General features: G+C 73.9%; 13 protein-coding genes. 5 read left to right on the forward strand and 8 right to left on the reverse strand.

Annotated elements, in window-relative coordinates:
* Window positions 1–8 precede the first annotated feature (8 nt).
* Window positions 9–2,036 carry an ABC transporter ATP-binding protein gene (locus tag OG943_RS15740; protein WP_328610516.1) on the forward strand — a complete coding sequence of 676 codons (2,028 nt, stop codon included), beginning with the start codon at window positions 9–11 and terminating at the stop codon, window positions 2,034–2,036.
* A gap of 123 nt (window positions 2,037–2,159) precedes the next feature.
* Here the strand turns inward: OG943_RS15740 and OG943_RS15745 are convergent, their stop codons facing one another.
* A complete protein-coding gene (locus OG943_RS15745) occupies window positions 2,160–3,908 on the reverse strand; it encodes a pyruvate dehydrogenase (protein WP_328610517.1) in 1,749 nt (582 codons plus the stop codon).
* Between the two features lie 127 nt (window positions 3,909–4,035).
* Between OG943_RS15745 and OG943_RS15750 the strand changes: the two genes are divergently transcribed.
* On the forward strand, window positions 4,036–4,827 hold the full coding sequence (locus OG943_RS15750) for an SRPBCC family protein (RefSeq protein WP_328610518.1): 792 nt from the start codon (window positions 4,036–4,038) through the stop codon (window positions 4,825–4,827).
* A gap of 37 nt (window positions 4,828–4,864) precedes the next feature.
* A complete protein-coding gene (locus tag OG943_RS15755; protein ID WP_328610519.1) occupies window positions 4,865–5,914 on the forward strand; it encodes a DNA polymerase ligase N-terminal domain-containing protein in 1,050 nt (349 codons plus the stop codon).
* Between the two features lie 28 nt (window positions 5,915–5,942).
* Here the strand turns inward: OG943_RS15755 and OG943_RS15760 are convergent, their stop codons facing one another.
* From OG943_RS15760 to OG943_RS15770, 3 genes are all read right to left on the reverse strand, one after another.
* On the reverse strand, window positions 5,943–6,329 hold the full coding sequence (locus OG943_RS15760; RefSeq protein WP_328610520.1) for a RidA family protein: 387 nt from the start codon (window positions 6,327–6,329) through the stop codon (window positions 5,943–5,945).
* 77 nt (window positions 6,330–6,406) lie between these two features.
* Window positions 6,407–6,790 (reverse strand): SPW repeat protein, encoded by a 384-nt coding sequence (locus tag OG943_RS15765; protein ID WP_328610521.1) that lies wholly within the window; start codon window positions 6,788–6,790, stop codon window positions 6,407–6,409.
* A gap of 109 nt (window positions 6,791–6,899) precedes the next feature.
* Window positions 6,900–7,253, reverse strand: coding sequence for an STAS domain-containing protein (locus tag OG943_RS15770; RefSeq protein WP_328610522.1), 354 nt, complete (start codon window positions 7,251–7,253; stop codon window positions 6,900–6,902).
* Between the two features lie 264 nt (window positions 7,254–7,517).
* Between OG943_RS15770 and OG943_RS15775 the strand changes: the two genes are divergently transcribed.
* Entirely contained in the window at window positions 7,518–8,291 is a 774-nt protein-coding gene (locus OG943_RS15775; RefSeq protein ID WP_328610523.1) for a helix-turn-helix transcriptional regulator, read from the forward strand.
* A gap of 90 nt (window positions 8,292–8,381) precedes the next feature.
* Here the strand turns inward: OG943_RS15775 and OG943_RS15780 are convergent, their stop codons facing one another.
* The 3 genes from OG943_RS15780 to OG943_RS15790 form a co-directional block, all read right to left on the reverse strand.
* On the reverse strand, window positions 8,382–8,891 hold the full coding sequence (locus OG943_RS15780; RefSeq protein ID WP_328610524.1) for a hypothetical protein: 510 nt from the start codon (window positions 8,889–8,891) through the stop codon (window positions 8,382–8,384).
* 99 nt (window positions 8,892–8,990) lie between these two features.
* Window positions 8,991–11,969 carry an ATP-binding protein gene (locus OG943_RS15785; protein WP_328610525.1) on the reverse strand — a complete coding sequence of 993 codons (2,979 nt, stop codon included), beginning with the start codon at window positions 11,967–11,969 and terminating at the stop codon, window positions 8,991–8,993.
* Window positions 11,970–12,107: 138 nt separating this feature from the next.
* Window positions 12,108–12,812: a DJ-1/PfpI family protein gene (locus OG943_RS15790; protein ID WP_328610526.1), complete on the reverse strand. Its 705-nt coding sequence runs from the start codon at window positions 12,810–12,812 to the stop codon at window positions 12,108–12,110.
* A 99-nt stretch (window positions 12,813–12,911) separates the two neighbouring features.
* Between OG943_RS15790 and OG943_RS15795 the strand changes: the two genes are divergently transcribed.
* Window positions 12,912–13,889, forward strand: a complete 978-nt coding sequence (locus OG943_RS15795; protein ID WP_328610527.1) for a GlxA family transcriptional regulator — start codon at window positions 12,912–12,914, stop codon at window positions 13,887–13,889.
* A gap of 102 nt (window positions 13,890–13,991) precedes the next feature.
* On the opposite strand, the gene OG943_RS15800 is transcribed toward OG943_RS15795, so the two are convergent.
* Complete coding sequence (locus OG943_RS15800) at window positions 13,992–14,240, reverse strand: hypothetical protein (RefSeq protein ID WP_328612382.1); 249 nt, start codon at window positions 14,238–14,240, stop codon at window positions 13,992–13,994.
* Window positions 14,241–14,572: the final 332 nt, after the last annotated feature.

Here is a 14,572-nt window from a genome sequence, read left to right on the forward strand (position 1 = left end):
GCAGCGTGATGAACGACAAACAACCTACTGAAGGGGACGCGTCCGCCGAGGGCAGCGTGGCCACCGAGGTCGGCGAGCGGCCCACGGCGGCGCGCAGCAACCGGCCCGGCGCGGCGGCGGGCCCGGGGCGGTTCATGGCGGGCGGCGCGCCGCCCGAGAAGGCGCTGGACTTCATGGGCTCCATGCGCCGGCTGCTGCGGCTGCTGCGGCCCCAGCGGGCGGCGCTGGCCGGGGTGCTGGTGCTCGGCGCGCTGAGCGTGGCGCTGACCGTGGTCGGGCCGAAGGTGCTCGCCCGCGCCACCGACCTCATCTTCGCCGGCGTGATCGGCAAGGGGCTGCCCGCGGGCGCCACCAAGGACGGGGTGATCGCGGGGCTGCGGGCGCAGGGCAACACCACGCTCGCGGACATCTTCACGCGCGTCGACCTGGTTCCCGGCCAGGGCATCGACTTCGACGCGGTCGGCCAGGTGCTGATGATCGTGCTGGCGCTGTACGTGATCTCGGCGTTCTTCGGCCTGATCCAGGCCCGGCTGACCACCAGCCTGGTGCAGAACGCGGTGTACTCGCTGCGCCGCGACGTCGAGGAGAAGTTCGCCCGGCTGCCGTTGCGCTACTTCGACCGCCAGCCGCGCGGCGAGGTGCTCAGCCGCGTCACGAACGACATCGACAACCTGGCGCAGTCGCTGCAGCAGACGCTCTCGCAGATCGTCAGCTCGCTGCTCACGGTGATCGGCGTGCTGGTGATGATGTTCCTGATCTCGCCGCTGCTGGCGCTGATCGCGCTGCTGACCGTGCCCGCGTCGGTGTTCGTCGCGGCCAAGGTCGGCAAGCGCGCGCAGCCGCAGTTCATCAAGCAGTGGTCGACCACCGGGCGGCTCAACGCGCACATCGAGGAGATGTACACCGGCCACTCGCTGGTGAAGGTCTTCGGCCGGCGCGCGGAGGCCGAGCAGGTGTTCAAGGAGCACAACGACACGCTGTTCAACGCCAGCTTCCGGGCGCAGTTCATCTCCGGCACGATCCAGCCGGCGATGATGTTCATCGGCAACCTGAACTACGTGCTGGTGGCGGTCATCGGCGCGCTGCGCGTCACGTCCGGCAGCCTCTCGCTGGGCGACGTGCAGGCGTTCATCCAGTACTCGCGGCAGTTCAGCCAGCCGGTGACGCAGATCGCCAGCATGGCGAACCTGCTGCAGTCCGGCGTGGCCTCGGCCGAGCGCGTGTTCGCGCTGCTGGACGCCGAGGAGCAGGCGCCCGAGCCCGCCGAGCCGGCCCGCCCGGACGTGGTGCGCGGCCAGGTCGAGTTCCACGACGTGTCGTTCCGCTACCTGGCGGACACGCCGCTGATCGACGACCTGTCGCTCACCGTGGAGCCCGGCCAGACCGTGGCGATCGTCGGGCCGACCGGCGCCGGCAAGACCACGCTGGTCAACCTGCTCATGCGGTTCTACGAGCTCGACGGCGGCCGGATCACCCTCGACGGCGTCGACATCGCCAAGATGGACCGCGAGGAGCTGCGCGACAAGACCGGCATGGTGCTGCAGGACGCGTGGCTGTTCGGCGGCACGATCGCGGAGAACATCGCCTACGGCGCCGACGACGTCACCCACGAGCAGATCGTCGAGGCGGCCAAGGCCACCCACGTCGACCGGTTCGTGCGGACGCTGCCGGACGGCTACGACACGGTGATCGACGACGAGGGCGGCACGGTCAGCGCGGGTGAGAAGCAGCTGATCACGGTCGCGCGGGCGTTCCTGGCGAAGCCGGTGATCCTCATCCTCGACGAGGCCACCAGCTCCGTCGACACGCGCACCGAGGTGCTCATCCAGCGCGCGATGAACACCCTGCGCTCCGGGCGCACCAGCTTCGTCATCGCGCACCGGCTGTCCACCATCCGCGACGCGGACGTCATCCTCGTGATGGAGTCCGGGCACATCGTGGAACAGGGCGACCACGAGACGCTGCTGCACTCGGGCGGCGCCTACTCCCGGCTGTACGCGGCGCAGTTCGCCGAGGCGATGGCCGAGACGGACTGAAACGCCGTCAAGGCCTCCTTACCCGCGTGCCACGCGGGTAAGGAGGCCTTGACGGACATCCGGCGCCAAGGGACTCGTGAGTGGCGATGACGGTTCTAACCGTCCTAAACACTCACGAGCGGGTCAGGGCAGCGGGATGTTGCGCAGGTTGGACTTGGCCAGCTGCAGCATCTTCCCCACCCCGCCGCCGAGCACCGTCCGGCTGGCGGCGAGCGCGAAGCCGCGCACCTGCGAGGCGGTGATGTTCGGCGGGATGGACAGCGCGTTCGGGTCGGTTACCACGTCGAGCAGCGCGGGGCCGTCGTGGGCGAGGATCTCGCGGATGCCGTCGCGGACGTCGGCGGGCTTCTCGACGCGGCGGGAGTGCAGCCCGGCGGCCTTCGCCAGCGCCGCGAAGTCCACCTGGTCGTGGTCGGTGCCGAAGTCCGGCAGGCCGTCCACGAGCATCTCCAGCTTCACCATGCCGAGCGAGGAGTTGTTGAACACCACGGCTTTCACCGGCAGCGCGTGCGTCTTGAGCGTGAGCAGCTCGCCCAGCAGCATCGCCAGCCCGCCGTCGCCGCACATCGCGACGACCTGGCGGCCAGGATCGGCCGTCTGCGCGCCGATGGCGTGCGGCAGCGCGTTGGCCATGCTGCCGTGGACGAACGAGCCGATCAGCCGGCGCCGTCCGTTCGGCGTGACGTAGCGGGCGGCCCACACGTTGCACATCCCGGTGTCCACAGTGAACACCGCGTCGTCGGCCGCCTCCTCGTCGAGGATGTCGGCGACGTACTCCGGGTGCAGCGGGACCTGCTGGGAGACGTCGCTGATGTAGGCGTCGACGGTGCGCTGCAGGCCGCGCTCGTGCTTGTGCAGCATCGCGTTCAGGAACGAGCGGTCCTCGCGCCGGGTGAGCCGCGGCAGCACCGCGCGGATCGTCTCGCCGACGTCGCCGAGCACGCCGAACTCGAGCACCGACCGGCGGCCGATGCGCGCGGCGTCGATGTCCACCTGCACCGTGTTGCGCTGCGGCAGGAAGGTGTCGTACGGGAAGTCGGTGCCGAGCAGCAGGACGAGGTCGGCCTCGTGCATGGCCTCGTAACAGGCGCCGTAGCCGAGCAGGCCGCTCATGCCGACGTCGAACGGGTTGTCGTACTGCACGAACTCCTTGCCCCGCAAGGAATGCCCGACCGGCGCGCCCACCGCTTCGGCGAGCGCGAGCACGTCGGCGTGCGCGTCACGGCAGCCCGCGCCGGCCATGATCATCACCTTTTCGGCGCGGTTCACCCGCTCCACCAGCCGGTCGACGTCGGCGCCGGCGGGCAGGACGGCCGGCGGGCTGGGCAGCGACCAGCACTCACCGGTCGGGTGCGCCGCGGACTCGTGCGAGACGTCCCCGGGCAGCACGAGCACCGCGGCGCCGCGGCGGCCCACGGCGTTCTGCACGGCGATGCGCGCGAGCCGCGGCATCTGCTCGGGTGAGCTGACCATCTCGCAGTAGTGCGAACAGTCGGCGAACAGCCGTTCCGGGTGCGTCTCCTGGAAGAACCCGGTGCCGATCTGCGCCGACGGGATGTGCGACGCGATCGCGAGCACCGGCGCGCCCGAGCGGTGCGCGTCGTAGACCCCCTGCAGCAGGTGCAGGTTGCCCGGTCCGCAGCTGCCCGCGCACACGGCGAGCGTGCCGGTCACTTGCGCCTCGGCGGCCGCGGCGAAGGCCCCGGCCTCCTCGTTGCGCACGTGGACCCAGTCGATGCCGCCCCGCGCCGAGCCGCCGGTGCGGCGGACGGCGTCGACCACGGGGTTGAGGCTGTCGCCCACCACCCCGTAGATCCGGCGCACCCCGGACTGGACCAGGACGTCGATGAGCTGCTCGGCGACGGTCGGCATGGTGAGTGGTCCCCTTCTCCTCGGTCGGGCGCCAGTCTGGCACCGATCCGGAGGCGCCGCCGATCCCTTGATGGTTATTGTTGTCAATGGCACGGTGGTGGTTCCGGCGAACGAGGAGGAAGCGGTCATGGCACGCGAGTTCGAAGTGGACAAGGAGGTCCGGCTCCCCGCGGGACCGGAACGGGTGTGGGACGCGGTGGCCACCGGGCCCGGGATCGACTCCTGGTTCATGGGCAAGCACGAGGTGGACGGCGGGGCGCGGAAGATCCGGGCCTCGCTGGGCGGCTTCGACAGCGAGGCCGAGATCACCACGTGGGAGCCGCCGCACCGGCTCGCCTATCACGGCCTCCCGGACGGCGACGGGCACTTCGACTCCTTCGAGTACCTGATCGAGGCCGCGGACGGCGGCACTTCCGTGCTCCGCTTCACCCACCACGGCTTCGCCGCCGACAGCTGGGGCGACGAGTACCGCGAGAGCTTCGACCTGGGCTGGGGCATGTACCTGTCCACCCTCGGCGACTACCTCGCGCACTTCCCCGGCCGCACCGCGGAGTACGTGACCGCGGACGGTCCCGAGGCCTCCGCCGACGCCGGGGCCTGGCCCCACCTGCTCGGCGCGCTGGGCCTGCCCGCGGAACCGGTCCTGGGACAGCCGGTGCGGTTCACCGTCGACGGGCTCCCGCCGGTCGAGGGCGTCCTGGACTACACGACGCCGAACTTCGCCGGCGTCCGCACGCCGGACGCGCTGCTGCGCTTCCACGGCCGCTGGAAGCTGGGCCTGCCGATCGCCGTCGGCCACCACCTGTTCGGCGGCCACGGCTCCGGCGGCCACCTCTCCGGCGGCACCGACGCGGGCCAGCAGGCCAAGGCGTGGCAGGGCTGGCTGGAGCAGGTGCCCAGCGTGCCCGCGGCGGGCTAGGCTGGCGGCTCCCGAACGTGGACGGGGGTGCCTCGCGGTGGCCGACGAGCTGGCCGAGTACCGGCGACGGCGCGGGCTGGGGGCGTCTCCCGAACCATCCGAGGCGCCACCGGAAAAGCCCGCGGCGCGCGGAGACCGGTTTGTCGTCCACGAACAGCGAACCCCGCAGCTGCACTGGAATCTCCGCCTGGAGCGCGACGGCGTGCTCGCCTCCTGGACCGTGCCGCGCGGGGTGCCGCGGTCGCCCGAGGGCGTCCGGCTCGCGGTGCGGATCGACGACCAGCCGCGGGGTTACACCGGTGACGCGGAGGTCTGGGACCACGGCAGTTACGAGACGCTGCACTGGAACGACCACCGCGTCGAGGTCGTCCTGCACGGTGAACGGCTGCGTGGGCGCTACGCCCTCGTCCACCGTCACGACCCCACCGCCGAGAACGCCTGGAAGCTGACCCGGCTCGACCCGGCCGAGGACGGGCACGAGGCCACGCCCCGTTTCCTCGCGCCGATGCCCGCGCGGCCGGGCCCGCTGCCGGACGCGGCCGAGGACGGCGAGTGGGCGTACGAGTTCGCGTGGTCCGGCCTCCGCACGATCCTGCGCGCGGCCGGCGGCCGGGTCACGGCGTTCGACGAGACGGGCGAGGACGTCACCTCCCGCTACCCCGAACTGCGCGGCCTGGGCACCCAGCTCGGCTCGACGGAAGTGGTGCTGGACGGGGAGATCGTCGTCTTCGCGGCCGGACGGCCGGACCCGGACGGGCTCCGGCGCCGAGCGGCCGCCGACGGCGCCGAGGCCCGCGGGCTGGTGCACCGGCACCCCGCGTTCTACCTCGTCACGGACGTGCTGCACCTGGATTTCCGGTCACGGCTGCAGTCGCCCCACCACGAGCGGCGGGCGCTGCTCGACGGGCTCGGCCTGGCCGGCCCGCATTGGCAGACACCGCCCAGTCACCCGGGTGATGGCGCCGCCGTCGCCCGGGCGAGCCGTGACCACGGGCTGGCGGGGATCATCGCGAAACGCCGCGACAGCCCGTACCGTCCGGGTTCGGCCAATGAGGACTGGATCGACGTCCGCCACGGGACGGCCTAGCCGATCGCTTCCGTGGCGCGGTATCCGCTCAGCGCGTGGCGAGCGCGTCGATCTCCACCCGGAACCGGGGGTCCACCAGGCCGCTCACCCGGACCAGCGAACAGGCCGGGAGCCGGGCGGAGTCCAAGTATTCGTCGCGGACTTCGCGGAACGCGCCGAGGTCGGCCAGATCCGTGAGGTACACGGTCAGCTTGACGAGCCGGTCGAGTCCCGATCCCGCGGCGGCCAGCGCGACCGCCAGGTTCCCGAAGACCTGCCGCATCTGGGCGGCCGCGTCGTCCCCGGCGAACTCCCCGGCGGCGGTGAGCGGCACCTGACCGGACACCGCGACCAGCGGGCCGTCGAAGGCCACCACGTGGCTGTAGCCGTTGACCGGCGGCAACCCGTCCGGCCGGCCCAGATACTCCGTAACCACCACAGTCCCCCTTGTCCGCATCGAGTGACTCACCCTAACGCCGCAGATCGGCCATGAGGACGCCGCACCGGTACGGGCTAAGCCTCCCGGCGGCGGCGCAGCAGGGCGAAACCGGCCAGCACCACCACAACGCCCGCGATCACGTTGCCCGCGAACGCCCCCGCCGACGGAGACGTCTCGTCGCCGTAGTGCAGAACCAGTGGCGACACCGCCGCCCACAAACCCAGCACCGGCAGGACCCACGTGAGCGCCTGTGGCCCGGTGTCCCGCGTGCGCACGGCGGCGAGCGCGATGATCGCCAGCCCGGCGACGGTGTTGCTGACGGCGAGTTCGGCCGCGCCGCCGAAGCGCGCGACCCACGGCCCGATGATCAGGTAGAGGCCGGCCAGCACGGTCAGCCCGGCCGCGCCCCCGACGAGCGGACCGGCCCGGCCGGTCACGGCGCTGCTCCCGGTGGACATCTCGGATCACCTCGAATCCTCGGCTTCCCCTTCTCCGAGGTACCCAGGATCCGGGCCCGCCCCCCATTCCCGGGCGATCACCACTCGTCCGGCCGACAGTGGCGGAGAGTCACGCCCGGGCGAACGCGCAGGCCTCGGTGAGCCGCGGGCGGACGTCCACGGCCTCGCCGACCCCGGAGACGTCGAACGCGCGCAGCACCAAGCGGCCGGTGGCGACGACGGACAGCGCGGGCCGCGCCCGGCTCGTCTCTTCCAGCGCGCGAAGCCCGGCACAGCTGAGGAACCGGACGCGGGAGAGGTCGACCACCAGCTTGTCCCCCACCCCGCAGGCCTGCGCCAGCACCGTCCGGAAATCATGGACCGAGGCAGCGTCGATCTCGCCCGCGGCGGTCACCAGCACCAGTGCATCGTCACGGACGGTGGTCAGGAGGGTGAGGCCGGCGCCCCCACCGGACTGCAGCATCCCACTGACGGTACGCGTTCACCCGAACCGGTCAACCCCCTCCCGGTCCGGTCGTGGGCGACCTCACCCGGCACACGCGGTAGCCGGGCGCATACCGTGAGGTCACCAGGGCTGTGCCGTGCCGGCCGTGTCCCTGCGTGCAGCGACAATCTAGAATTGCTGCACGCACAGTCAAGTCGCGGGCGCCCGCGGGCCGCCCCGGCGTCGCATCCACTGTGGACGGTGCCGGATCGCGGTGCGCCGCGGAGCGGAGGACGGGACGGGATGAACACCACCGGAAGAACAGGCGAACCCGAAGTAGCGAACGGGCAGCTCGTGGTGCGCGCGGCCGGGCCCTGCTCCGAGACCGGGTCCGCCGGGATCCAGTTGCTGCTGCGCTGCCCCGTCCCGCGTGCGGTCGCCGACAACGGCGCGCGGCTGACGTTCGCCGACTGCACGCTCCAACTGCTGCCCGCCGAGCGCGGCCAAGTCCTGCTGACGGTCACCACGGCGAAGCTCTCGCTCACCTCTGCCGAATTGCAGCCGCTGATGCTCCGCCCAGTGAATGTCGACGCGCCGTTACGCGCGCTCGTCGCCGGTGCGGTGGCGCACGTGGTGTCCGCCGGGCCACGACTGGACCCGTGCGGGCTCGCGCACCATCTGCTGGGGCTCGCCGAGTTGGTGCTGCGCACGGCACTTCGGGTGGAGCTGGACCGCGCCGGCTCACTCGCCGGCCGCCGTCGCGAGGCGCTCGGGTACATGTGCGCGCACCTGCCCGAGCCGGCGCTGAACGCCGACCAGGTGGCCGACGCGCTGTTCATCTCACGCCGCCGGCTCTACCAGCTCTTCGACGACGGCCGCGGCGTCGCCGAGCGGATCAAGGGCCTGCGCGTGGACCGGGCGAAGGCCCTGCTCGCCGACCCGGCCCAGGCGGCGCTGGGCATCGCGGAGGTCGCGCGCGCCTGCGGGTTCACCAGCGCGGCCCACTTCTCCCGGACCTTCCGCGCGGCGACGGGGGTCTCACCGCGGGATTTCCGTGACCACGCACTGGGCCAATGACCGTCCATTTCGGACAATCCAGCGACGGGCGTCCACCGGCCGGGTCTGCCCGCCGCCCTCAAGAGCGGGCAGGCCCGGCCGGGCCACCGCTCAGCCGCCGCTGGTGTAATACGTGATGTCCCAGTGGTTGCCCTCGTCGCAGTAGAGGTTTCCGGACGCGGCTTTCCACTGTGGATAGCCGTCGCCGCGAAGCCCGATGTAGCTGAAGGTGTTCTTCACGTAGCCGTCGAGACAGCTGTTGTGCGCAGTGTCCACTTTGTACCCGTTGTAATGCGAGTAAGTGCCTGACGCGTGGCCCACCTCGGCGCCGCCGGTGATGTTGATGGCGCAGCCGCTCGCGTGCTTGAGCGTGATCACCCCGCTGACCGTGGTCTGGTTGATCTGCTCGTACGACGTGCAGGTGGAGTTGGACCTCGTGGTGCACCCGCCGCTGGACGAGTGGGTGACCCCGGCCGCCGACAGCTGCGAAGCCGCCTGCGCCTGGGTCAGCTTGGTGACCGCGGGCGCGGCGGACGCTGTGCCGGCGGTGCCCAGCAGCACGGTCGCCGCGGCGGCGGTCAGTCCGAGGGCCGCACGGGGCAGCATCGGGGGAACACGCATGAATTGCCTCCTGGTGGGGAGTTCCGACGAGCGGCAGCCAAGACGCGGGCGCCATAACTTCGCCAAACGCGCGCCGCGGGAACGGGCGAGCGGGCGGGGTCAGGTCCTGATCTTCGTCAAGACTTCACGGGCCCGGGCGCGCGCGGGTGAATCACTGGACACGGCGTTCAGCTCCCCCAGCGCGCGCAGCTCCCACAGCGGGAAGCCCAGTCCCTTGAACACCCCCGCGGCGTCGGCCAGCACCAGCCGGGCGTCGTCGTCCGCGCCCGCCCCAGCGTGTAGCCGGCCCAAGCTGAGCAGCGCGTACCCGGTGCCGCGGCGGTCCCGCAGCTCGCGGAACACGCCCATCGCGGCGCGCAGGTGCCGCTCGGCGCCGTCGTGGTCGGCGGCCCGCAACCGCGCCTCGGCCAGGCTGCGGTGGGTGTACGCGGCGGCGTGCCGGTGCCCGATCTGCTCGAACAGCGCGAGCGAACGCGACAAGTAGCGCTCGCCTTCGCCGACTTCGCCCGCTTCGGCGTGCAGGTCGCCGAGGCTGCGCAGGACGTGCGCCTCCCAGTGCCGCGCGCGGCTCCGGACCGCGCCGCCGAGCGCGTCCGTCAGCAGGTCGGCGGCGCGGTCGGCGTGGCCGTGGCGGCGCAGTACGTCGGCGTAGCGCTTGGCCACCTGGTCGTGGCCGCGCCCCTCGGCGAGCAGCAGGCCGGCCTCGAAGCTCTCCAACGCGCGCCGGACGTCCCCGAGGTCCTCCGACAGCGCGCCGAACTGGGCCGCCGCGGTCGCCTGGCCCCGGCTGTCCCCGCACTCCCGCAACAGGTCCAGCGCCTCGCGCAGCTCTTCGACGGCGAACGCGGCCTGCCCGGCGTCGGCGTCGATGTCGGCGAGCACGACCAGCGCCGCGCCCGTGCCGCGCGGGTCGCCGAGCGCGCGGAACCGCCCGCCGGCCATGGCGAAGTACGTCCGGGCCTGGCGCCAGCGGCCCTGCTGCCAGTGCACCGAGCCGAGGGTGAACAGCTTGCCGGCCTCGGCCGGGCGGTCGCCGAGGCGGCGGGCCGCGACCAGGCCGGCCACCGACACCGCCCGCGCGGCCCCGCTGACCCACGGCGAACCGGCCAGCGCGAGGCAGGCGTCCGAAAGCCGGGCGGCGAGGTCGGGCCAGCCGTGCGCGCCGGCCAGCCGGACCGCGGCGGCGACCAGGTCGGTCTCGGCGTTCCGCCACGCCCGCGGGTCCGCGGTCGCCGCCCGCGCCGTGGCCACGTCCGGCCGCGCGAAGGGCGGACCGGACGGGGTGAAACCCTTGTCCAGCACGGAGAGCACCCGCTCGGCCAGCGCCAGCACGGCCTCCAGCGCCCGGCGCAGCGCGGCCCGGTCCGGCTCCCGGCCGGGCAGCCGGGCCAGGCCGAGCCGGACGAACCTCGGCACGGCGTGGCGGCCGCGCTCGTCCACGGTGAGCAAGTGAGCGTCCACCAGGGACTCCAGCCGTTCCCCGGCGTCGGCGACGCGGCTGCCCAGCAGCGCCGCGGCGCACCAGTCCGGCACCGGGCGGCCGAAAACGCCCAGCTGCCGCACCAGGTCCCGGTCCGCGGGCGGGCACTCGTGCAGCGCCGGCAGCACCGCGCCGCGCACGCTCAGGTCCCCGGCGACCAGCTCGTCCAGCGCCCGGCGCTCGTCGGTGAGCCGCCGGGCCAGCTCGGCGACGCGGTGGTGCGGCCGCGCGGCCAGCCGCAGCCCGGCGATCCGCACCGCGAGCGGCAACCCGGCGCAGCGGGTGACGACGACGTCGGCGGCGGCGGGCTCGGCCGCCAGCCGGTCCTCCCCCGCCACCGCGGCGAGCAGCGCCCGTGCGTCCACTGTGGACATCTCACCGACCGCGATCGGACGGGCGGCGGCCAGCCCCGGCAGTGGGGTGCGCGCCGTCACCAGCACGGCGCAGCCGGACCCGCTCGGCAGCAGCGGCCGGACCTGCGCCTCGGCGCGCGCGTCCTCCAGCACGACCAGCAGGCGCCGGTCCACGGTGTGGCTGCGCCAAAGCCCGACCAGCCCGGGCAAGTCGGCCGTCAGCTCGGCCGCCGACGCGCCCAGCGCGCGCAGGAACCCGGCGAGCACGTCACGAGGGTCGGCCGTGCTGAGGTCGGCGAAGAGCTGGCCGTCCGGGAAGCGGCGCCGGGCCCGCCACGCGGCCTGCACGGCGAGCACGCTCTTGCCCGCCCCCGGCGCGCCGTGCACGACCACGGGCGCGGGTGAACGCAGGCCGCGCGCGATCTCCGCCAGCTCGGCGGCCCGTCCGGTGAAGTCCGGCGCCGGCGCGGGCAGCTGCGCGGGCGGCCCCGCCGTCGTCCACTCGGTGCCGGCGACGCGGCGGTAGACGGCGTCCAGCTCCGGGCCCGGCGTCACGCCCGCCTCGTCCCAGAGCGCACGGCGGGTCCGGCGGAGCAGGTCGAGCGCCGAGTCGCGGCGGCCGAGGCCGGCCAGCGCGTCGGCCAGCCGGGCGGCGAGCCGCTCGTCGGCGGGCCGGGCCGCGACGACCGGGGCGAGCCGGTGGACCACGGCCTGGCGGTCCCCGCCGGCCAGCTGCAGCTCCACCAGCTGCAGCAGCACCGTGCGGCGCCGGTCCTCCAGCCACAGCTCGTGCGCCTCCACCAGCGGGCCGGTCTCGACGTCGCAGAACGCCCCGCCGCGCCAGCAGGCGAGCGCGCGCTCGAGCAGCCCGCGCTTGGCCACGGCGTCCTCGGCGGCCAGCCCGGCCGAAGCGAGGGCGACGAACTCGGCGGCGTCCAGCTCGTCCTCGCCGACGGTCAGGGCGTAACCGCGCGGGCCGGAGCGCAGCCGCTGCGCCGGGGCGTCCGAAGCCAGCCCCGGCGACAGCGTCTTGCGCAGCTTGGACACGGTGACCTGGACGATCGCGGCCGCGCTCGGCGGGGCGCCGTCCGGCCACAGCTCGTCGACGATCGTGGCGCGGCCGACGAACTCGTTCGGCCGGGCCAGCAGGAGCGCGAGCAGGCGCCGGGGCTGGGCCGCCGAGGGCAGCGTCACCGGGGTCTTCACCACCGTGGCCGCCAACGGGCCGAGGACCTGGAACCGCACCGCGAAGCTCCCAGCCGCTGGATGTCACCTGTCCCGAGTGGCCCGAATGTAACCGCGGCCCCCTGGCCCCTCGGCGCTTCCGAGGGCGGTCACCCGGATGGCCCACCCCGTTGGTGGGGTGGCGGCTCCCGGGCAGGATCAGGTGCGGGCGAGCAGCTTCGCCACCAGCTCCGGGTGGCCGGCGAGGCCGTCGCGAAGGATGTGCTCACGCAGCGGCGCCATGGCCTCGTGTGGGGCGTTCGCCCAGTCCAGCGGGCCAAGCGGCGGCTGCGGGTCGTACTCGATGCCGAACTGGACGGCCCGCGCCGTCTCCGCCCCGGCGAGCCGTTCGACCAGGTGCAGGGCCAGGTCGATGCCCGCCGAGACGCCGGCCGCGGTGATCACCGGGCCGTCCTCCACCCAGCGCTTCGCCACCGGCGTCGCCCCGAAAGCGCGGAGCAGGTCGCGGAACATCCAGTGCGTGGTGGCCTCGCGGCCGTTCAGCAGGCCGGCCTCGCCGAGCAGCAGCGAGCCGGTGCAGACGGACGTGACGAGTTCGGCCGACTCCGCCGCCCGGGCCAGGTAGCCGATCAGCGTCCGGTTCGCGAGCGCCTGCAGCGTCAGGGCGGCGCCGCCGGGCACGAGGATCGCGTACGGGTCCGGAACCGCGTCGAACGTGTGGCTCGGCGCGATCCGCAGCGGCGAGTCCGTGTCGATCGGGTCGAGCGTCTCCCCGACGACCACCACCCGAAACGCCGGGTCGGCCTCGGCCAGCCCGCTCAGCACCTGCAGCGGGCCGACGAGGTCGAGCGCGGTCAGGCCGGGGTAAACGACGAAGGCAAACGTCTTCTGCTTCTCGGTCATGGCGCCCACCGTGGCCCGCGCCGCCCGCGCGCGAGGCGGCGGTGTCCGGATCCCTGCGAACCATGTCCGTCGGCCGGTCGAGCTGGTAGCTTCCCGATCATGCCCGGTCCCCCGCGGCAGGTCGTGATCGTCGCCTACCCCGACGCCGAGCTGCTGGACGTCGCCTGCGTGTCCGACGCGCTCGACGCCGCGAACCGGCTCGGCGCCCGCCCGGCGTACGCGATCCGTCTGGCCACTGTGGACGGATACCCGTTCCGCTGCCAGTCCGGCCTCACCCTCACCCCGCACGCCCGGCTCGACCAGGTGCCGGGCGACCTCGACACCGTGATCGTCTCGGGCGGCGTCGGCCACACGGCGGCCGCGGGCGACGAGCGCCTGCTGGAACACCTGCGGCGGCTGTCGCGGACCAGCCGGCGCACGGCGTCGGTCTGCACCGGCTCCACCGTGCTCGCCGCGGCCGGGCTGCTGAGCGGCCGCCGCGCGACCACGCACTGGGCGTACGCGTCCCGGTTCGCCGAGAAGTACCCGGCGGTGACGGTGGACCCGGTCCCGCTGTTCATCCGCCACGGCGACGTCTACACCTCCGCCGGCGTCACCAGCGGCCTCGACCTCACGCTGGCGTTCGTCGAGGAGGACCACGGGCCGGCGCTGGCGCGCGAGGTGGCCCGCGCGCTCGTCACCTATCTGCAGCGGCCGGGGAACCAGGCGCAGGTGAGCATGTTCCTGTCCGGGCCGCCGCCGGAGCACGGGCAGGTCCGCGACCTCACCGCGTACGTGAGCGAGCACCTCGCCGACGACCTCGGCACGCCGGTCCTGGCCGGCCACGCCGGGATCAGCACCCGCCAGCTCACCCGGCTGTTCGACGCGCACCTGGGCACCACACCGGGCAAGTACGTGCGGACCGTCCGCGCCGAGCACGCCGCGAGGCTGCTGTCCGGCACGGACCTGCCGCTCACCGCCATCGCCCGCCGCTGCGGCTTCGGCTCCACCGAGACGCTGCGCCAGGCGTTCCTCGACCACTTCGACACGCCGCCGTCGGCCTACCGGCGCGTGCACCTCCGCCAGGCGTACAGCTGAGGCCGAAACGCCGGATACGACCGGCTCCTCCCCCACCCGATACGGGTGACGGAGGAGCGGGGAGTGCAGGATGTGCGCCGTGGCACCGCGCGACTACCCCCACTACCCCGACGGCGGCACCGGCGACACCGGCCCGATCCGCCGCGTGACCGGCGACCCCTCGGCCGCGGCGCCCGGCCCGTCCCGCCCCCGGCGGCCCCGTGCCGCGCCCTCGCCCACGAGCGACGACGCCGGGTGGCCCGCTTCCGAGGCTCCGGGCGGCGCTTCTTCGGGCAGCTCCTCTTCCGGCGGCTCGTCTTCGGCTGGCTCCTCCCCGGGCGACGCCTGGCCGAGCGCCGACGCCCCGGGCACGGACGCTTCGTGGCCGGACCCCCACGCCGCCTGGCCCGCCGCGGAGGACGACCGCCCGCGCCGCGCCCCCATGGACCGCCGCCGGACCGGCGAAACCCCGCTGCCGCAAGGCACCCGCCGCCACCGCACCCCCGACGGCCAGCCGAGCAGCGATGACCCCCGCACCCGCACTTCCGACAGCCAGCCAAGTAGCGGCGACCCCCGCACCCGCGCTTCCGACGGCCAACCCGGCAGCGGCGACCCCCGCCCCCGCCGCCCACGCCCCGACGGCGAGCCCGCCCGCCCAAGACGGGGCGAACTTCCCGGCGGCACAACAGGTTCCCGCCGAATCC

Origin of the sequence: Amycolatopsis sp. NBC_00345, assembly GCF_036116635.1 — a bacterium.
Classification (GTDB): domain Bacteria; phylum Actinomycetota; class Actinomycetes; order Mycobacteriales; family Pseudonocardiaceae; genus Amycolatopsis.

What these genes read in the sequence shown, in the direction of transcription:
- OG943_RS15740 (WP_328610516.1), top strand. Translation starts at nt 9, where the DNA reads ATGAACGACAAACAACCTACTGAAGGGGACGCGTCCGCCGAGGGCAGC.
- OG943_RS15745 (WP_328610517.1), bottom strand. Translation starts at nt 3,908, where the DNA reads ATGCCGACCGTCGCCGAGCAGCTCATCGACGTCCTGGTCCAGTCCGGG.
- OG943_RS15750 (WP_328610518.1), top strand. Translation starts at nt 4,036, where the DNA reads ATGGCACGCGAGTTCGAAGTGGACAAGGAGGTCCGGCTCCCCGCGGGA.
- OG943_RS15765 (WP_328610521.1), bottom strand. Translation starts at nt 6,790, where the DNA reads ATGTCCACCGGGAGCAGCGCCGTGACCGGCCGGGCCGGTCCGCTCGTC.
- OG943_RS15770 (WP_328610522.1), bottom strand. Translation starts at nt 7,253, where the DNA reads ATGCTGCAGTCCGGTGGGGGCGCCGGCCTCACCCTCCTGACCACCGTC.
- OG943_RS15775 (WP_328610523.1), top strand. Translation starts at nt 7,518, where the DNA reads ATGAACACCACCGGAAGAACAGGCGAACCCGAAGTAGCGAACGGGCAG.
- OG943_RS15780 (WP_328610524.1), bottom strand. Translation starts at nt 8,891, where the DNA reads ATGCGTGTTCCCCCGATGCTGCCCCGTGCGGCCCTCGGACTGACCGCC.
- OG943_RS15790 (WP_328610526.1), bottom strand. Translation starts at nt 12,812, where the DNA reads ATGACCGAGAAGCAGAAGACGTTTGCCTTCGTCGTTTACCCCGGCCTG.
- OG943_RS15795 (WP_328610527.1), top strand. Translation starts at nt 12,912, where the DNA reads ATGCCCGGTCCCCCGCGGCAGGTCGTGATCGTCGCCTACCCCGACGCC.